Annotated in this window: 14 protein-coding genes; 2 read left to right on the top strand and 12 right to left on the bottom strand. The window is 62.1% G+C overall.

Translation table 11 applies throughout. The annotated features are described in order from the left end of the window. Window positions 1–95: 95 nt before the first annotated feature. From ntrC to glnA, 4 genes are all read right to left on the bottom strand, one after another. Window positions 96–1,586: a nitrogen regulation protein NR(I) gene (gene ntrC / locus GM658_RS23130; protein WP_155456427.1), complete on the bottom strand. Its 1,491-nt coding sequence runs from the start codon at window positions 1,584–1,586 to the stop codon at window positions 96–98. 9 nt (window positions 1,587–1,595) lie between these two features. After that, window positions 1,596–2,687: a nitrogen regulation protein NR(II) gene (gene glnL / locus GM658_RS23135; protein WP_155456428.1), complete on the bottom strand. Its 1,092-nt coding sequence runs from the start codon at window positions 2,685–2,687 to the stop codon at window positions 1,596–1,598. Next, window positions 2,684–3,169: a DUF4124 domain-containing protein gene (locus GM658_RS23140; RefSeq protein ID WP_155456429.1), complete on the bottom strand. Its 486-nt coding sequence runs from the start codon at window positions 3,167–3,169 to the stop codon at window positions 2,684–2,686. Before GM658_RS23140 ends, glnL begins: the two co-directional genes overlap by 4 nt. Before the next feature lie 98 nt (window positions 3,170–3,267). Further along, window positions 3,268–4,683 (bottom strand): type I glutamate--ammonia ligase, encoded by a 1,416-nt coding sequence (glnA, locus tag GM658_RS23145; protein WP_155456430.1) that lies wholly within the window; start codon window positions 4,681–4,683, stop codon window positions 3,268–3,270. Between the two features lie 217 nt (window positions 4,684–4,900). Here glnA and GM658_RS23150 point away from each other — a divergent pair, with 217 nt between their 5' ends. Further along, the gene (locus tag GM658_RS23150) at window positions 4,901–5,362 is read left to right on the top strand and encodes a rhodanese-like domain-containing protein (RefSeq protein WP_155456431.1); all 462 of its coding nucleotides are present in this window, start codon (window positions 4,901–4,903) and stop codon (window positions 5,360–5,362) included. Between the two features lie 164 nt (window positions 5,363–5,526). Here the strand turns inward: GM658_RS23150 and GM658_RS23155 are convergent, their stop codons facing one another. The 8 genes from GM658_RS23155 to GM658_RS23190 form a co-directional block, all read right to left on the bottom strand. Further along, the gene (locus GM658_RS23155) at window positions 5,527–7,998 is read right to left on the bottom strand and encodes a TonB-dependent receptor plug domain-containing protein (RefSeq protein WP_155456432.1); all 2,472 of its coding nucleotides are present in this window, start codon (window positions 7,996–7,998) and stop codon (window positions 5,527–5,529) included. 98 nt (window positions 7,999–8,096) lie between these two features. Continuing rightward, window positions 8,097–9,392: a TAXI family TRAP transporter solute-binding subunit gene (locus tag GM658_RS23160; RefSeq protein ID WP_155456433.1), complete on the bottom strand. Its 1,296-nt coding sequence runs from the start codon at window positions 9,390–9,392 to the stop codon at window positions 8,097–8,099. 62 nt (window positions 9,393–9,454) lie between these two features. Next, the gene (locus GM658_RS23165) at window positions 9,455–12,655 is read right to left on the bottom strand and encodes a transglycosylase domain-containing protein (RefSeq protein ID WP_155456434.1); all 3,201 of its coding nucleotides are present in this window, start codon (window positions 12,653–12,655) and stop codon (window positions 9,455–9,457) included. Window positions 12,656–12,967: 312 nt separating this feature from the next. Further along, window positions 12,968–13,753 (bottom strand): competence/damage-inducible protein A, encoded by a 786-nt coding sequence (locus GM658_RS23170; protein WP_155456435.1) that lies wholly within the window; start codon window positions 13,751–13,753, stop codon window positions 12,968–12,970. Further along, window positions 13,738–14,565: an EI24 domain-containing protein gene (locus tag GM658_RS23175; RefSeq protein ID WP_155456436.1), complete on the bottom strand. Its 828-nt coding sequence runs from the start codon at window positions 14,563–14,565 to the stop codon at window positions 13,738–13,740. The genes GM658_RS23170 and GM658_RS23175 overlap by 16 nt, the downstream gene beginning before the upstream one ends. Beyond that, on the bottom strand, window positions 14,565–15,530 hold the full coding sequence (locus tag GM658_RS23180; protein ID WP_155456437.1) for a sterol desaturase family protein: 966 nt from the start codon (window positions 15,528–15,530) through the stop codon (window positions 14,565–14,567). The genes GM658_RS23175 and GM658_RS23180 overlap by 1 nt, the downstream gene beginning before the upstream one ends. Continuing rightward, the gene (locus GM658_RS23185; protein ID WP_155456438.1) at window positions 15,527–16,357 is read right to left on the bottom strand and encodes a polysaccharide deacetylase family protein; all 831 of its coding nucleotides are present in this window, start codon (window positions 16,355–16,357) and stop codon (window positions 15,527–15,529) included. Before GM658_RS23185 ends, GM658_RS23180 begins: the two co-directional genes overlap by 4 nt. Continuing rightward, entirely contained in the window at window positions 16,357–17,325 is a 969-nt protein-coding gene (locus GM658_RS23190) for a YVTN family beta-propeller repeat protein (protein ID WP_155456439.1), read from the bottom strand. Before GM658_RS23190 ends, GM658_RS23185 begins: the two co-directional genes overlap by 1 nt. Before the next feature lie 141 nt (window positions 17,326–17,466). Between GM658_RS23190 and GM658_RS23195 the strand changes: the two genes are divergently transcribed. After that, entirely contained in the window at window positions 17,467–17,823 is a 357-nt protein-coding gene (locus GM658_RS23195) for an FKBP-type peptidyl-prolyl cis-trans isomerase (RefSeq protein WP_155456440.1), read from the top strand. The last annotated feature ends 8 nt before the right edge of the window (window positions 17,824–17,831 follow it).

Here is a 17,831-nt window from a genome sequence, read left to right on the forward strand (position 1 = left end):
TTATTTCCAAGCCCGCAGCATAGCAGGAAGAAAAAGGGGACGTAACACATTTTCGGCGCAGCCGAAAATGTGTTACGTCCCCTTTTTTCTTCCTGCTAGTCGTCCTTCGCGCCGTCGATACCCAGCTCGGCAATCTTGCGCGTGATGGTGTTGCGGCCGATGCCCAGGCGGATGGCGGCGTCGTTCTTGCGCCCGTGGGTATATTTCAAGGCGGTGCGAATCAGGGCCGATTCAAACTGGCGGCCCAACACATCCATCACATCCTGCTGCCCGCTGCTGAGCATGCCCGCCGCCTGCAGCTCCAGCAAGCTCAGCCACCCCTCCGGCGACGAAGCCAGTGCCGGCGGCGCCAGCGGCTGCACCACGCCATGATGCTGCGGCATCGCCGTTTCGACAACAGCCGCCGGCGCAGCGGCGTGCGTGGCGCCGTCCTGCCCCTGCGTCAACTCCAGCGGCAAGTCCTTCACCTCGACCGTCTGCCCCGGCGCCATCACCGTAATCCAATTGCACAGGTTCTCCAGCTGGCGCACATTACCCGGCAACTCAAGCTGCTGCAGAAACGCCAGCGTCGAATCGCTCATGCGCTTGGCCTCCACACCGAGCTGTCGCGCACTCTGCACCAGGAAGTGGCGCACCAGGATGGGGATATCCTCGCGCCGCTCCCTCAAACTGGGCAGCCGCAGGCGGATCACGTTCAGGCGGTGGTACAAGTCCTCGCGGAACAAGCCATCGCGCACGCGCTGCTCCAGGTTCTGGTGCGTCGCCGTGATCACGCGCACGTTCGCCTTCAGCGGCGAGTGGCCGCCGACGCGATAGAAGTGGCCATCCGACAGCACGCGCAGCAAGCGCGTTTGCAGGTCAAACGGCATATCGCCGATTTCGTCCATGAACAGGGTACCGCCTTCTGCCTGCTCGAAACGGCCGCGGCGCGTGGTCTGCGCGCCGGTAAAGGCGCCGCGCTCATGGCCGAACAGTTCGGATTCCAGCAAGTCCTTTGGAATCGCAGCGGTATTGATGGCGATGAAGGGCTGCTCGGCGCGCGGGCTGTGCTTGTGCAGGGCGCGCGCCACCAGCTCCTTGCCGGTGCCCGATTCGCCGGTGATCAGCACCGTCACGTTCGATTGCGACAGGCGGCCGATGGCGCGGAATACTTCCTGCATGGCCGGCGCCTGGCCCAGGATTTCCGGCGTATCGGCCGGGCCCGATTCGATACTCGATTCGCGCAGGCTCTCGTCCAGCGCGCGGCGGATCAGCTCCACCGCCTTGTCGATATCGAAGGGCTTGGCCAGGTATTCAAAGGCCCCGCCCTGGAAGGCCGCGACGGCGGAGTCCAGGTCGGAGAAGGCGGTAATGATGATCACCGGCAGGCCGGGATGGCGCTGCTTCACCAGCTGCAGCAAGTCGAGGCCGGAGTCGCCCGGCATGCGGATGTCCGACACCAGCACCTGCGGCGTCTCATGTTCCAACGCGGCGACGGCATCGCGCGCATTGGCAAAGCTGCGCGTTGCGAGGTTCTCGCGCGCCAGGGCTTTCTCGAGCACCCAGCGGATCGATTCGTCGTCGTCAACAATCCAGATTGGTTTCATGTATTCCGATCAAGGCAAAGGCAATAAGATTCTGAAGTCCGTTTGACCAGGCCTGCTTTCGCATTCGATCACGCCCATATGCTGCTGCACGAAAGTTTGCGCCAGCGTCAGTCCCAGGCCGCTGCCGCCATCCCTGCCCGACACCAGCGGGTAGAAGATACGGTCGCGGATCTGGGGCGGGATGCCCGGTCCGTTATCGATGATATGCAAATCTAATGCCAGCTGATAACGCACCTTCGCCAGCGTGGTCTGGCGCGCCACGCGGGTGCGGAAAATGATCTCGGCATCGCCGCATTCGATGCGTGCCGCCAGCGCTTGCGCCGCATTGTGGGCGATGTTCAGCACCGTCTGGATCAACTGCTCCTTGTCGCCGCGGAATTCGGGGATGGAGGCGTCGTAATCGCGGCGGATGGTCAGCCCGACCGGGAATTCGGCCAGGATCAGGCTGCGCACCCGCTCCAGCACTTCGTGGATGTTGACGTCGCCCACGATATGCGGCCGCCGGTGCGGCGCCAGCAGGCGATCCACCAGCGTTTGCAGGCGGTCCGCTTCCTTGATGATGACCTGGGTGTACTCGCGCAGCTGCGTCAGGTGCAGCGGCGGCAGCTCCATTTCCAGCAGCTGTGCCGCGCCGCGGATGCCGCCCAGCGGATTCTTGATCTCGTGCGCCAGGTTGCGGATCAGCTCCTTGTTGACCTGGCTCTGGTCCATCAGGCGCTCTTCGCGGTCCTGCTTCATCTGCTGCACAATTTCGCGCAGCTCGATCATCACCGCGCCGTCAGGCTCGTCCAGCGCGCTGGCGATAATGTGTACGTGCAGCGCCTCGCGGCCGGCGCGTTCCAGCACCAGCTCTTGCCGCACATCGGCGAATTTATGTTCGCGCGCTTGCGCGATGATGTTGTCCAGCTCGAGCGGCGCCGCGAACAGGCCGCCCAGCGGCTGGCGCGCCAGCGCTTTCAGCGACGATTCCAGCAGGTTCTCGCCGGCGGCGTTGACGTACAGGATATGGCCGCCGCCATCAACGATGACAACGGCCGATGCCAGCAGGTCCAGCCCTGCCAGTTCAGCGGGCCGGATGCTGCCAGGGCTGTCTGGGTTCATTTTATATTGGCAAGCTCGCGCTTCAGCGCTTCCACGTTCGATTCCGTACGCGCGATGCTGTCCTTCAGGCCAGCTACGCGCTCCTGGTACTTGGCGGCGTTGCGCTCGTCGGCACGGCGTTCAGGCTCGCCGTTGTTGAATTCCTTGCGTAAATCCGCCAGCTTACGGCTTTCGGTGTTGAGCTCGTCGGTCAGGATGGCGCGGCGGTCCGCATCGCGGGCCTTCTGCTCCGAACTGTCCACGCGCGGGAAGTTGGCGGGCGCCACCGCAGGTGCTGCGGGGGTACCGCCGCCGCGGTGCGTACCCGGCGCGGGAATGGAGGCGCCTGGCAGGTCCAGCGGCTTGCAATTCTTCCCCTTGCGGGAATCGGTCAGTTCCTTGCGGCCTTCGGCATCCACGCAGAGAAAGATTTGCTGCGCCTGCGCTGCGCCACTCAGGGCCAGCAGCGCCAGCCCTTGAAATACGAGAGTGCGAGTGTTCATGCCCCGACTATACAACATCCGAAAAAAAACGCGAGGAAAGCAAACTGCCCACCTCGCGCTTTTGTTGACTGCCAGTTAATCCCGGCAATCGTCCCTGATTACAGGGAGTAGTACATGTCGAACTCGACCGGGTGAGTGGTCTGGCGCATGCGGGTCACTTCGGTCATCTTCAGTTCGATGTAGGCATCGATCATGGAATCGGTGAAGACACCGCCGCGGGTCAGGAACTCACGGTCTTTGTTCAGGTGATCCAGGGCTTCTTCCAGCGATGCGCAGACGGTTGGGATCAGTGCATCTTCTTCTGGTGGCAGGTGGTACAGGTCTTTGGACGCTGCTTCGCCTGGGTGGATCTTGTTCTGCACGCCGTCCAGGCCGGCCATCATCAGTGCAGCGAAGCACAGGTATGGGTTGGCCAGCGGGTCCGGGAAGCGGGTTTCGATACGGCGGCCTTTTGGATTGGCCACGTGTGGAATACGGATCGAAGCCGAACGGTTACGTGCGGAGTAAGCCAGTTTCACTGGCGCTTCGTAGCCTGGAACCAGACGCTTGTACGAGTTGGTGCCTGGGTTGGTGATCGCGTTCAGTGCCTTGGCGTGCTTGATGATGCCGCCGATGTAGTACAGGGCGAAATCGGACAGGCCGGCATAGCCGTCGCCTGCGAACAGGTTCTTGCCGTCTTTCCAGATCGACTGGTGCACGTGCATGCCGGAACCGTTGTCGCCAACGACTGGCTTAGGCATGAAGGTAGCGGTCTTGCCGTAGGAGTGAGCCACGTTCCAGACGATGTACTTCAGGTTCTGGGTCCAGTCGGCGCGCTCAACCAGGGTCGAGAACTTGGTGCCGATTTCGTTCTGGCCAGCGCCAGCCACTTCGTGGTGGTGCACTTCGACCGGGATGCCCATCGATTCCAGGATCAGGCACATTTCGGAACGCATGTCCTGGAAGGAGTCGACTGGAGGCACTGGGAAGTAGCCGCCCTTCACGGTTGGACGGTGGCCGGAGTTGCCGCCGTCGATGTCCTTGTCGGTCGACCAGGAAGCTTCATCGGAGTCGATCTTGACCATGGCGCCGGACATGTCGATCTTCCACTTCACGGAGTCGAAGATGAAGAATTCTGGCTCTGGGCCGAAGTAGGCGGTGTCGCCCAGGCCGGAGGATTTCAGGTAGGCTTCAGCGCGCTTGGCGATGGAGCGTGGGTCGCGGTCGTAGCCCTTGCCGTCCGACGGTTCGATCACGTCGCACTGCATGAACAGGGTGGTTTCTTCGAAGAATGGGTCGATATTGGCGGTCGATGGATCCGGCAGCAGGATCATGTCCGAAGCTTCAATACCTTTCCAGCCAGCGATGGAGGAACCGTCGAAGGCGTGGCCAGATTCGAATTTGTCGATGTCGAAATGGGACACAGGCACGGTTACGTGCTGTTCCTTACCACGGGTATCGGCGAAACGGAAGTCCACGAATTTGACTTCGTGCTCTTGTACCATCTTCAGAACGTCTGCGGCGGTCAGTGCCATTACATATCTCCTAAGTGAAAAAACTGCCGCGACCTCTTGGGTGCGGCGAACGCTGATGGTACATTAAGCAGATATCATGCCAGCAAAATTACCAGTAGCAACACATAAAAGCCGCACCATGCGGGTGCGTTTACCAATTATCGCACCGTTATGGTGCATATTTGCACCAATGCATGCCTATGCATCGTCGTGGTGCAGTGATGATAAAGGAAATACCATGGGTAACAATGCCGAAATCCTCGACCGTGCACGCAAACGCGACACTTCCCTGCCCTACGCCGGTGCGGTGACCCCGCAAGAGGCGTTTGAGCTGCTCAAAGGCGATCCGCACGTGCGGCTGGTGGACGTGCGCACGAATGCCGAGCGTGATTGGGTGGGGCGCGTTGCGATTGCGTCTGAGCAGCACCATGCGGCGCAGTGGAATGTGTATCCGGGCGGGACGCCGAATCCTGATTTCCTGGGGCAGCTGGCGGCGGCGGTGCCGGGCAAGGATACAGTGATCGTATTCCTGTGCCGTTCCGGTGTCCGCTCGCGCCACGCGGCCAAGGCGGCCACCGAGGCAGGTTATACCCAGTGCTATGACATCCTGGAGGGGTTTGAGGGGGATAAGGATGCCAACGGCCATCGCAAGAACGTTGGCGGCTGGTGCAAGGCCGGCCTGCCGTGGGCGGGTGCCTGAACCGGTAAACCTGGGTCTGACCCAAGGGTCAGACCCAGTCTGCTCGCCTGACACCGGGCGGGTGTCGTTTTTGACTTTCGACGAAGATCAACGTCGCACAACCGCCCCCCGGCCGCGAGACCGTACTGGGTCAGACCCTTGGGTCTGACCCAGCTTTACCGGGTTTAAAGCGCGTAATTCAGGCGCGCATAGACAAACCGCCCACTCCGCCCGAACGGCGAATAGTTGGAAAACGGCGCATTCCCCGTCGAATTGAGCGCAGCCGGGAACGGATCGGGATACTGGTCAAACAAGTTCTCCGCTCCAAGCGCCGCCGTCAAGCGCTGGGTGATCTTGTAGCGTCCCTCAATGTCCACCAGCGTCTTCGGCGTCATCCAATGGTCATTGGCCGCCGTGGTGCCAGGCTGCAGCACCTTGCCGTAACGCGTCGCGCGCAGCGTGCCGCTCCAGGCGCCCAGCGTATGGTTCAAGCTGGCCGTGAACTTGGTTTTCGGCGTGCCATGCTCGAAGGTCAGCACATTGATGCGGTCAAACAGCGGCGGCGCCGGGTTCAGGGCCGCCAGCTGTGCCGTCACCGGCACCTTGGTCACTTCGGTCTTGGTGTAGTTGCCCGCCAGGGTGAAGTCGAAGCGGCCAAGCGTCGGCGTATTCCACGGATAGCTGGCCACCGCGTCCACCCCGCGCGTGGTGGTGTTCACGCCATTGATGAAGAAGCGTCCGCCGCCCACGCCAATGAAGCCCAGCGACGACAGGTAGTTGCGCACATTGGCTTGGGTCAGGTTCTCAGACAGCACGATGCGGTCACGGATCTTGATCTGGAAGCCGTCCACCGTAAAGGAAGCCTTGCCAGCCTTGGCCACCGCGCCCAGAGAGAAGTTGGTCGACTTCTCCGCATCGAGTGGCTTGGCGCCCAGTGCAATGGCCGCCGGATCGCTTGGCTTGAACGTGGTGATATCGAACGGCACGCCGTTGATGAAGTTGGTCGCAGTCGAGGTGAAGTTCTGCTGTTGCGGCGACGGTGCGCGGAAGCCGTTCTGCACCGATCCGCGCAGGGCAAAGTTCGGCGTGAAGTTGTAGCGGCCAGCCAGCTTGCCCGACCAGTTGTTGCCGAAGTCGGAATAATGCTCGCCGCGCACGGCAACCGATCCGAGGAAGTTCTGGCTCAGGTTCGCTTCCAGGTCGGCATAGACCGAATAGGCCTTGCGGCTGGTATCCGATTCATCGCTCGGACGGAAGCCGGGGAACACCTGGGCGCCGGAAGCGGTGGGCGCTCCACTCGGCAGCAGGACGCCGCCATTGCGCCAGGAATCGGGCTCGCCGGCGTGCAGCGAATAACCTTCGCGGCGCGCCTCGGCGCCGACCGCCACGTTCAACGGCGACGCCAGGCCGACTTCATACTGCTTCACGCCCGACAGGTTAAAGGTGAGCTGGTCGTACATGAAACCGCCAGCATCGAACACCGTCTTGGACGCCGCGCCCAGCGATCGGTTCAGCGTGTTCTGGATGCTGTAATCCATCCGGTTTTCACCGTAGCTGACAGAAGCGTCGAGATCCCAATCGCCGGCAGTCCAGGTCGCACCGAAGGCGCCGCTGAAATCGGAGACCGATGGCGCAATGATCGGCAGGAAGCCATCCGGATAAATCGCCAGCACGTTCTGGTCTTGCAGCGGACGGCGGAAGAAACCGCCAGAACGCGCATCGCGGTCCTGGTAGCTGGTCCAGCCGTACAGCTTGACCCCGCCCGCCAGGTTATAGCCGGCATTGGCGAAGAAGGTGTTCTGTGTCATCTCCGGCTCGCCATACCAGGCGTCGAAGCGGTTGAATGTCGCTTCGCGCGGGTCGAAGGCGCCGTTCACCAGGGGGTACTGCTGGCGCGTGTCCCAGCCGCCGCGTTCGGTGTGGTCCTGGCGCTTGCGCTCCAAAGCCAGCGTCAGGAAGCCGTCTGCGCCCAGCTCCATGCCCTTCCACAGGCTGAGGGTCAGGGTATTGCCGTCCGTGCGCTTACGCGAGTCGACGGCCGTGTTCCAGGTGGCGCCCGCCGGGCCAGGCACCGGATTGAAACTGTATTCGGTATCGCGGCGGCCATAGCTGACGGTCGCTTCGCCGCCGGTGCGGTCGCTGCGCAGGCGCACGTTGATCACGCCGGCGATCGCATCGGAACCGTATTGCGCTGAGGCGCCGTCGCGCAGTACTTCAATGCTCTTCACGATGCCGGACGGGATGGTGTTCATGTCCACTGCCGCCGAACCGCGGCCGATGGTGCCGTTCAGGTTGACCAGCGAGGAAGAATGGCGGCGCTTGGAATTGACCAGCACCAGGGTCTGGTCGGGCGCCAGGCCGCGCAAGGTGGCCGGACGGATGGTGTCCGTGCCGTCGGCCAGGCCGGGGCGCGGGAAGTTCAGGGAAGGCAGCGCCACCGACAATGCCTGGGTGATTTCCGGCACGCCGCTGTTCTTGATGGTGTCTGCGCTGATGACGTCCACCGGTGCGGTGGTGTCGAGCACGGTGCGGTTCGAAACCCGCGTACCCGTCACGACGACGGTGGCTGTTTCGCCGGCCGGCGCCTCCTGCGCCCATGCGGCATTGGTGAAAAGAGATGCGACTGCGATTGCGAGAACCTGTTTCTTTGGTGCCATAGTTGCCCCTTATCGATTAAACCAGTTTCACTCCCTTGGCTTATATTTGAGGTAACTGTGAGCAACTGTCAATCGCAGTTCTCGCGAACGCAACACTTTTACGTGTTTGTACGTAGTTTATTGCGCACAAACTCGATGTGGTTGCGCAGGCCGTAGAACTCGTCGGCGAACGAGAGCGGGACCGTGAGGCGGTTCACGCGCTCTTCGATCTGGTCCAGACGGTGCAGCAGTTCGTCGCGCGGCTTGCCTTCGTCGACACCCTGCTCCACTGCGCGCAACTGGCCGTACCAGCGGTAGACGCGCGAACGGATGCGCCAGACATAGATCGGCGGTACCACCTTCGACAGCGGCAAGATCAGCGCGCCGGAGGCCAGCACCACCACCCACAGGCGGTCGAACAGGTTGGCCAGCCAGAACGGCATGTAGCGCTCCAGGAAAGGCGGCCCATCCTTGTAGAACTTGGCCGCTTCGTGCGCGACGGGGATCTCGGTGTAGCGCGGCGACGGGAATTGGCCCTGCTGCTGGAACCACCCTGCCCCGCTGTGGATGCTGCTGGCCGCCTGCACAAACAATTCCATGAGGGCGGGATGCAAGTCGTCGCGCGCTACCAGGGTCGCGGTCGGGGCGATCAGGTGGTAGTCGCGCGACGGCAAATCACGGCCCAGGTCGACGATCCCGCGCGGCAGCGTGACGTGGGTCAGGAATGGCAGGCGGCGCGTGTAGGCTTCGGCCTGGGTGAAGTTGAACAGCTTGATCCCGGGCGTCATCAGCAGCATCTGGATCAAGGGGTCGTCGGGGGCGGCGGCGAAGACCAGGGCGTCGATGCGCCCTTCCAGCAGTTCGACTGTGGCGGGCGTGTTTTCCAGGTCGCTCGCTGTGATGTCTTTCGGTTCGACGCCGTTGATTTGCAGGACCTGGCGGAAAAGGCGCGGCACGCCGCTGCCTTCGGGACCGAGGTTGATTTTCTTGCCCTTCAGGTGGGTCAGGCTGGTGACCGCTTTCTTTTCCCGCATGAAGAGCCATACCGGTTCGGTGAACAGGCTGCCCAGCGAGACCAGGCCTGTGCGTTCGGCTTCGGCTTCGTTGGTGGAACCGCTTTGCACGAAGGCGAAGTCGGTTTCGCCTTTGTTCAGGCGCTGCAGGTTGTCTTGCGATCCCTGGCTTTGCTGCAGGACGACTTTGATGCCGTATTTGGCCATCACTTGCGCGTAGCGCTTGCCGATGTTTTCGTAGGCGCTGTTTTCCTGGCCGGTGGAGAGCTTGACCGTGCGCGGTGGGGTTGGGTCGATGATCCAGTAAGCGAGCGCGCAAGCGCCGGCGATTAACAGGACTGTGGGGGCGACGGAGACGAGCAGGTCGCGCAGGCTGAATTGGGTGAACTTGATGAGCTTCATGGCGGCATTTTAACCCGGTAAACCTGGGTACGACCCAAGGGTCGGACCCAGATTTACCGGGTTTAGCGCATGCCGCAGGCGCGCAGCGGGGCGGCGGGAACAGCAGCGGCAGTAGCTGCCGCCAGCGCCGCCGTGGTGATGGGCTGGATGCCGCTCGGCGAGCCCGCAGCCATCGCCGTGACGACCGGCGCGGCCTTCTGCTGGTTCGGTTCAATCAGCGGCATCAGCGAAGGCGCCAGCACCGTCAGCAGCTGCACCGGCAACGCCGAGGTGAAGTCGTAGTTCTTCGATTCCGGCCCATGCACATACGCCGTCATCGACCCAAAGAAGCGCTCGCCGATATTGAACACAAACGTCGCCGAACGATTCACGTAACGCGATTCAATCAGGCGTCCGCCAGCAGCAAAGATGTCGAAGCGCTGGTCGCCGGTGCCGGTCTTGCCGCCCACCGGAATGATCTTGCCGTCAGCGCCAACAAAAGCCGCCTTGACGCGCCGCGCCGTACCGTCCGACACCACTTCGCGGATCGCATCGGCCACTGCGCGCGCCACTTCCGGCGTCAGCACCTGCTCATTGGTGGTCGACTTGTTGCGCGCCACCGTGGTTTCGTAAGGGGTGCCAACGGCAAAGTGCAGCGATTCGATGCGCTGCGTGGTCTTGCGTACGCCGCCGTTGATAATAATGCCCATCATTTCTGCCAGCGCGGCGGGACGGTCTGCCGAAGCACCGAGCGTGGTCGCATACGAAGGCACCAGCGAATCGAACGGATAGCCCATCTTCTTCCACTGGCGGTGAATGCCCATGAAGGCCTCCATCTCCAGCAGGCCGGCGATGCGCTTGTCCTGCGCATGCTTGCGGTGGGTCTTGAACAGCCATTGGTAGACTTCCTGGCGCTCCTTCTCGGAAGCGGCTACCACATCGGACAGCGATGCTCCTTCGTTCTGGTGCAGGTAGGCCACCATCCACAGTTCCAGCGGATGCACGGCGGCCAGGTAGCCACGGTCGGCCAGGCTCCATTTATCGATGGCGTACTGTTCGTACATCTTGGCCAGGCGGTCTTCCGGCACGTCGTTCTGCACCTTCAGGTTATCGTTCACGAATTTGCTGAATTCCGCCAGCGACGCATTCGGGTACACGCTGCGATGGATGTTCGCCAGGCGCACCGGCGTCGGGCGGATCGTGTCGAGCAGGATGCCGTCCAGTTCCGAAGCCTTCTTGCCTTTGTATTTGGCGTAGAAGCGATACAGGAATTCCTTGCCTTCCTTGTCGGCGAAGCGCGCCAGGTAGGCCGCGCGGCGCGGGTCGTCGGCGTCGGTCAGCAGGGTCTGCGAGGAACCCGGCATCTGGAAGGAGTAGTACTTGACCACGTCGCGCATCAGGCGCACGAACACCAGGTTGGTGGAACGGCGCAGCGCTTCGCGCACCGTCATGATCTTGAAGTCGTCGTCCTTGCTGAAGTTGCCGAAGTAATGCAGGCCGCCGCCGGTGAAGAAGCCTTCGCCCGGATTGGCCGAATACTTGCGTTCCATCGCCGCCTGCAGCATGGCCGGCAGGTCGCGCTTGTCCTTCGGCGTGGCGATCAGGTATTCGATGCCCCAGACGGTCAGGCGGTCGCGCTGGTCGACGCTGACTTTCTTCAGCTCCGCCACCTCCATGTCGGCGTACTTCTTGTGCAGCTGGTCGACGATGTCCATATACGTGACCAGGGTGCGCAGCTTGGCGGTGGAACCCAGGTCCAGCTTGGCGCCTTCGTTGATGTCGAGCGGCTGGTCATAGTTATCGGTTTGTACGCGCAGGTAGTTGGCGTGCTCGCCGCGCTCCAGCAGCGTGAAGCTGTACACAACGTTGGCCGGGTCGCCGTTGCCCAGCATGCCCTTGCCGGTCAGGCCAGCCTTGACAGCGGTTTCCGGTTCGCGCAATTCGCGCAGCATGGCGGTGACCGTTTTCTGGGTTTCCGCGTCGAGCGTCGTGTTGACCGACAAATCCAGGCGGTCCAGGTTATACATGCGGTTATCGCCCAGCAGGTTGGCCAGGTGGACGCGCACCGCGTTGGATGCTTTCTTGGTCACGAAAGTCATCGGCGGCGCCGCTTGCAGGCCGTTTCCCTTGGCTGGGTGCAGTTTTTCCTTCAGCGCGGCGTCGCGGAATTGCGGGGTGATGATGCCGGCGCTGGCCAGCAGGCGCAGGTGGCTGTTGGCCAGCACTTCCAGGTCCTGGTCGCCTTCGCCGAGGTAGTAGCTCGGGCGGCGCTGCGCGATCAGCAGCGACAGCGCTTCCTTGAAGGCCAGCGCGCTGCCCGGCTTGTCCATCTTGCCGCCCAGCAGGCGCGCCACTTCGTCGAATTCGCGGCCGTACCAGACCCACATGCCGTCGCCAATGCCGTTCACTTCGCCGTAGCCGGGCTTGGCCGACAGCGGCACGGTGTTGAGGTAGTCGACCACGATCTGGTGGCGCACCTTGGTGGTGTCTTCGCCTTGCTGGTAAGCGCGCAGGGAAGCGGAAATCATCTGCCGCAGCTTGTCCTTCATCGAACCGGTGCGGCCTTCCGGCGAGTGGCGGTATTTCTCGATCTGCGTCGCCAGGGTGGAGCCGCCAGCTGCGCGGTGGCCGCCGGCGCCGACAGCGCTCGCGGTTTTTTCCAGAATCGCTTTCGACAGGCGGTCCCACTCCACCGCCGGATTGCGTTTCGGGTATTTGGTATCGAGCAGCTCGCGGTTCTCGATGAACAGCAGGCTTTGTACCAGCGCCGGCGGCGTCTGTTCGAACCCGTTGTAGATGCGCTCCGGATAACTGGCGGTGAACAGCGGCTCCTGGCGGCAATCGAAAATCGACAGGCCGGTGCGGGTCTTTTCGCGATAGGTCGCGAACACGCCCATATCGCTCAACTCCACCATCTTGGGCGAGAAGCGCGCCTGCGACGTGACCTCGTAATCGCGCGCTTTCAGCTTGTCCAGGTAATCGGGCAGGTTGGCGTAGCCGAGGCGCTCGTCATACGGGCTGTCGTGCGGGAAGCGGATCGCCTTGCTCGGCCCCGGCTCCACCTTGTAGGTCAGCTTGCCGACCAGGTCGGTGAAGACGCGCGCCTGCATCGTCGAGGTGCGGATCTCGTGATAGCCCCAGAAACCGGCTACCGTCAGCAGCACCAGGATCAGCACAATGAGTGCGTTGCGCGAACGGGAACCCTTCTTCGGTTCCGAGGGCGGTGGTGGTGCGGGCTCGGCAGGTTCGAAAGAGCTTGAGTCGTGATCTTGTTGGGAAGGCATAGGTACCGAGCGCAAACGCCGCCTGTTGCCACCATATCCAATCGCTGCCGCGCCGGCGCGCATTTTGCGCACCGCACGTACGACAACTCGGGGCCGGCGAAAACGACGGTTGCTTAACATAGTGTTCAAACCGGACAATACACGCAGAGTATTTCTGCATGATTACCATTGCACCACAACGGCGTGCAGTGCACGGGGCAACTCGCAAAATATTTAAACTTCGCGTAGCAGTTTCGCAAAAAAACAACGGCGCATCATACCGAATATGAGCGCCGTTGCAAGAGCAGTTAACACCCTTTTCACACTGTGGATTCAGGGCTTCACGTACTCCACATTCAATGCATCGAGTTCGCGGCACATGTGGGCGAAAGCGGCTTCGCATTGGGCCGGATCGCCTTTCACGCCAAGCTCGATGTGGCGCCTGGTGTTGGCATCGCCCACGCTTGGAAGGCTGAAGACCTTGATGCGCGGCCAGGCTGCTTCCAGCGCCAGCATCAGCGGCGTCAGTGCGGCTTCCGCTGCTTCGTACACTAACACCGATTGCTCAGCGCGCGGCTCACGATTGAACAGGTCGGCATAGTGCGTGTCGAGCACCCATTCGATCATTGGCCAGGCCATCACCGGAAAGCCGGGCACGAAGTAATGCGTGCCGTATGCGAATCCGGCCACGCCGTTATACGGATTAGGAATAAGCGCCGCGCCTTGCGGGAATTCGGCCATCTGCAGGCGCTGCAGATGTTCGGCAGAAGTGAGGTCGGGCGCCTCGCCTTTTTCCGCGGCGATCTGGCGCACACGCTGCTGGATGCTTTCCTTGGCGCCTTCATGCATCAGCAGCGGCAGCCCCAGTGCGGCGGCGGCGGCCTGGCGGGTGTGGTCGTCCGGCGTGGCGCCGATGCCGCCGCAGGAGAACACGATATCGCCGCTGGCAAAGGTGCGCTGCAATGTGGCGGTGATGCGTTCACGGTCATCGCCGAGGAATTCAGCCCAGCCCAGTTGCAGGCCGCGCGCCGCCAGCAATTGCACCACTTTGGGGAAATGCTGGTCGACGCGTTTGCCGGACAGGATTTCGTCGCCGATGATGATCAATCCAATTGGCATAGGCTTTCCTCGAATGGGGCATGGCGCAGTTGCGCCAGCGCTTGCAGGCAATAATACTCAAACCACAAACCGGTGAAGATGAATATTACGACATACACCCAGATCGAGGCCGCCAACAGCATCGGGAAGAAGGCGATGGCGGCTACCGCGCCGACCGTCCACACCACGGCCGGCAGCGAGCCCGCCAGGCCGGAGACGATGCCGATCGCCATCAGCTGCCAGCGGTGTTCGCGCTGCAGCTTCTCCAGTTCTTCGGCGCTGGCATAATCGGCCAGGGCGTCATAGCTCATCACGCGGCTGGTCAGCCAGCCCCACAGCAGCACGGTTGCCAGGCCGGCCAGCGGCGGGAAGACATACAGCGGCAGGATGAACAGCCAGGCCACGACAAAGATGCCGAACGCGCCCAGCGCCTTCACCACGCTGCCGACAATGGAGCCGCCCTTCTTCTTTTCCAGCTGCGGGAAGTGGCGTTCGCCGACGTGGCGCACGATGAAGGGCATGGCGGCCACGCCGATGAAGATCATGGCAGTGACAATCATCAGCGGCAACAGCAGGAGCAGCGCAAACAGCGGCACCACGACGGAGCGCAAGCCGCCCAGGCCAAGCGCCACCAGCCAGTCGGTGGTGACGCGGTACATTTCGAATTCGACGAAATGGCCGTGCAGCCAGTCCAGCAGCGGCTGGAAACCAAGGCCGAGCAGCAGCGCCCACAGAGCGACTGACAAGATGAAAGGAACAATACTCAGCAATAAGATCTTGCCGTGGAACTGGGACAGCAGGGCCCTGCCGTATGCATTGATAACTGCGCGCATTAACTCGGTTTCTTTCTCATATATTCAAACATCCGCTTCAGGCCAAGCCATTGCTGGGCCCAGAAACCGCGGCCATAGTCGCGGCCCTCGAGCTGGTCGCGCACGCCGGTCGCTTCGAAGCGCGGCGTGAAGTTCGCGGTGCGGAAGAGTATGTCCCAAATTGGGAACAGTACGGCGAAATTGCAACCACCCAGCGTGCCCTTCCCCTTCGATTCGTGGCCAACCCCGATGGCGTGGTGCATGCGGTGGTAGCGGGGCGACACGAGCAGTCGCTCGCCAATGGGGCCGAAGTGGACACGGACATTGGCGTGCTGCAGGCTTTGCAGGATGCGCGACAGCGATACCAGCAGGACGTACTGCCCCGGCGGCACGCCGATCGCCAGCGCCAGCACGGCCATCACGATATCGCGCAGCAGGTCGTCCAGCAGGTGGTTGCGGTCGTCGCTCCACAGGTTCATGTTCTGCTGGCTGTGGTGCAGGCTATGCAAGCCCCACCACCAGTTGAACTTGTGCTGGGCGCGATGGAACCAGTAATCGGCAAAATCCAGCACCATGAGGTAAATGGCGAAACTGGCCAGCGGGTGCATGTCGGTGACCAGGTTTTCCAGGTTGAAGGGCCGCACGCCTTCCATGCGCAAGGCGCCGGCGATAGCGTCCATCACCGGGTCGAGCGTGAAGAACAGTGCCAGCGGGATCAAGCCCAGGCGCTGGATCACGGTATAGGTGAAATCGTTCCAGCGGGCGCGCTTGTCGGTGAACTTGTGCACCGGGATGGCCGCTTCCAGCGGTCGCAGCACCAGGAAGATCAGCAGCAGCTCGGCGATGCCGATCAGCAGCCATTCCGTGCCTTCGAAAGCTTCTTCGGTAATGTCGCCCATGCCGGTGTAATAGATAACCGGCTGGATGGCATTCTCAAATAGCCAGCCCTGGGCTTGGCCCAGCAGGTCGAGGAAAAACTGAATCATTTGCTGTAGTCCGGGTGTTCTCTCAACGTGGCGAAGCAGAAGCCTTTCTGCTTCAAGCCTTCAATCAGTGGTTCCAGGTTGGCCGGCGCCCAGGGATCCTTGCGCGACCAGATGCCCATATGGGCCATGAAGATGTCGCCGTCGCGCAGGCCTTCCAGTGCGCCTTTCAGCAGCACGGCATTGGAGGCGCGCTCCACCGGCAGTTCGTCGCCCGAGAAGCCGGCTGGCTTGGCCCAGGCGGCATGCTGGTAGCCGCAGGCCTTGCCGGCCGCCAGCGTGCGCGGGCTGGTCTTGCCGCCGGGCGCGCGCCAGAACGGGTCGAGCGGCTTGCCGGTCAGCTCCTTGAAGCGGGTGTCGACACGGCGCAGCTCATCACAATACTGCTGTGGCGTCCAGTCCTGCACCTTGCCGGCGTGGGCGCCGAATTGCGGCTTGACCGTGATCTTGCCGTTTGCAGCATCGTGCACGAAATAAGTGTGGTCGAAGGTGTGGGTGCCAAAAGCATGGCCCTCGGCGACGCGGGCGCGCCAGTAGGCGGCCCAGGACGGGTCGAGCGAATAGTCGCCCTTGACGGTCTTTTCGTTGGCCAGGAAGAAGGTGGCCTTGACGTTCTGCCGTGCCAGCACAGACGCGATCAGCTCGGCCTGCGATTGGCTGCCTGTGTCGAAGGTCAGGTAGATCGTGCCGTGGCATTGCGGGCCGGCGGCCGGAGCGGATGCGCCGGCCGCGGCGCCGGCGAACGGCGCTGCGGCGAAAGGCAATAGTGCAGCCAGCGCCAGCACGCGGGCAGCGAGCGGCGCGGTGCGGGCAGGCGCTGCGGCTTTCATTACATTCGCGCCGAGGAGTTGGCGAAGAACACGCCGTGCGGCGAACGGCCGACCGGAATGGTCCGGACCACCTTGCGCGCCTGCAGGTCGATCACTGCCACTTTCTTGATCCAGCGCAGCGTCGCCCACATGTATTTCTTGTCGGCGGTGATTTCCATGCAATCGGGGCCGCCCGGCACGTCGATGGTGCCGACGTTCTCGAGCGTTTTCTGGTCGATGATGTTGATGGTGTTGGACACGCGGTTCGACACATAGGTGTAGCGGCCATCGCCCAGCGCACGGAAATTGTGGGTGCCGGCGCCGGCCTTGATGCGCTTGACCGTCTGGCGGGTGCGCCAGTCGATCACCTCGACGTAATCGCTGCCCATGATCCCCACCAGCAGGTATTTATCGTCGGGCGTCATGGCGATCCCCGCCGGCAGTTTGCCGACCGGGATAGTCCACAGCACGTTCTGCGTCTTCAGGTCGACCGCGCTGACCTGGTCGCTGCCCTGCTGGGTGACGAAGACCGTGGTGCTCTTGGCATCAAAGGCCACGTGGCTCGGCAGCTTGGGCAGCGGCACGCGCTTGGCCAGCGTCAGGTCCTTGCCGTTATAGGAATAGATATCCAGCCGGTGCAGGCGCAGCGAAGTCGCGACGAACCACTTCTGGTCCGGCGAAAAACCGATCTGGTACGGATCGAGGACATCCTTGACGTGGCGCTGCACCTGGCCCGTCACCGGGTCCAGGAATACCAGTTCATTGCCCACGGCGCTGGCTACAATCAGCGACTTGTTATCGGGAGTGGCCATCAGGTGGTGCGGCTCTTTGCCCACCGGGAAGGTCTGCAGGCTCTTGTAGCTGTCCTGGTCCAGCAACTGGACCGTGGCATCGCGCGAATTGAGCACGACGACAACGTTTGCCTGGGCGGACTGGATACCGGCCAGCAAACCACATAAAACTACTGCGCTACGGATACTGCGGAACATGAAAACTCGCTTATTGGTTAAGCCAGCCCCTATTTTACGGTCAAACTTCATCTAGTTAGTTATTGCCGACAACATTTAGGGGATATCGGGCCCGGATGCACTACAATCGCGGCCTATGCCCCACATTTCTAAGGAATCAAAATGACTATCATTACTACCGCATCCGGCCTGCAATACGACGACATCAAGGTTGGCGATGGCGCCGAAGCAAAAGCTGGCCAGAATGTCACCGTGCACTACACCGGCTGGCTGCGCAACGACGACGGCAGCAAGGGCCCGAAATTCGATTCTTCCAAGGATCGCAACGACCCGTTCGAATTCGCCCTGGGCGCCGGCATGGTGATCCGCGGCTGGGACGAAGGCGTGCAAGGCATGAAAATCGGCGGCACCCGCCAGCTGATCATCCCTGCCGAGCTGGGCTACGGCTCGCGCGGCGCCGGCGGCGTGATTCCGCCAAACGCCACCCTGATCTTCGACGTCGAACTGCTGGGCGTTTAAGTAGCCCC

It is taken from the genome of Massilia eburnea (assembly GCF_009720745.1).
In the GTDB taxonomy this organism is placed as follows: domain Bacteria; phylum Pseudomonadota; class Gammaproteobacteria; order Burkholderiales; family Burkholderiaceae_D; genus Rugamonas; species Rugamonas eburnea.

What these genes read in the sequence shown, in the direction of transcription:
- glnL (WP_155456428.1), bottom strand. Translation starts at nt 2,687, where the DNA reads ATGAACCCAGACAGCCCTGGCAGCATCCGGCCCGCTGAACTGGCAGGG.
- GM658_RS23160 (WP_155456433.1), bottom strand. Translation starts at nt 9,392, where the DNA reads ATGAAGCTCATCAAGTTCACCCAATTCAGCCTGCGCGACCTGCTCGTC.
- GM658_RS23190 (WP_155456439.1), bottom strand. Translation starts at nt 17,325, where the DNA reads ATGTTCCGCAGTATCCGTAGCGCAGTAGTTTTATGTGGTTTGCTGGCC.
- GM658_RS23165 (WP_155456434.1), bottom strand. Translation starts at nt 12,655, where the DNA reads ATGCCTTCCCAACAAGATCACGACTCAAGCTCTTTCGAACCTGCCGAG.
- GM658_RS23195 (WP_155456440.1), top strand. Translation starts at nt 17,467, where the DNA reads ATGACTATCATTACTACCGCATCCGGCCTGCAATACGACGACATCAAG.
- GM658_RS23155 (WP_155456432.1), bottom strand. Translation starts at nt 7,998, where the DNA reads ATGGCACCAAAGAAACAGGTTCTCGCAATCGCAGTCGCATCTCTTTTC.
- GM658_RS23185 (WP_155456438.1), bottom strand. Translation starts at nt 16,357, where the DNA reads ATGAAAGCCGCAGCGCCTGCCCGCACCGCGCCGCTCGCTGCCCGCGTG.
- GM658_RS23180 (WP_155456437.1), bottom strand. Translation starts at nt 15,530, where the DNA reads ATGATTCAGTTTTTCCTCGACCTGCTGGGCCAAGCCCAGGGCTGGCTA.
- GM658_RS23150 (WP_155456431.1), top strand. Translation starts at nt 4,901, where the DNA reads ATGGGTAACAATGCCGAAATCCTCGACCGTGCACGCAAACGCGACACT.
- glnA (WP_155456430.1), bottom strand. Translation starts at nt 4,683, where the DNA reads ATGGCACTGACCGCCGCAGACGTTCTGAAGATGGTACAAGAGCACGAA.
- GM658_RS23170 (WP_155456435.1), bottom strand. Translation starts at nt 13,753, where the DNA reads ATGCCAATTGGATTGATCATCATCGGCGACGAAATCCTGTCCGGCAAA.
- GM658_RS23140 (WP_155456429.1), bottom strand. Translation starts at nt 3,169, where the DNA reads ATGAACACTCGCACTCTCGTATTTCAAGGGCTGGCGCTGCTGGCCCTG.
- GM658_RS23175 (WP_155456436.1), bottom strand. Translation starts at nt 14,565, where the DNA reads ATGCGCGCAGTTATCAATGCATACGGCAGGGCCCTGCTGTCCCAGTTC.
- ntrC (WP_155456427.1), bottom strand. Translation starts at nt 1,586, where the DNA reads ATGAAACCAATCTGGATTGTTGACGACGACGAATCGATCCGCTGGGTG.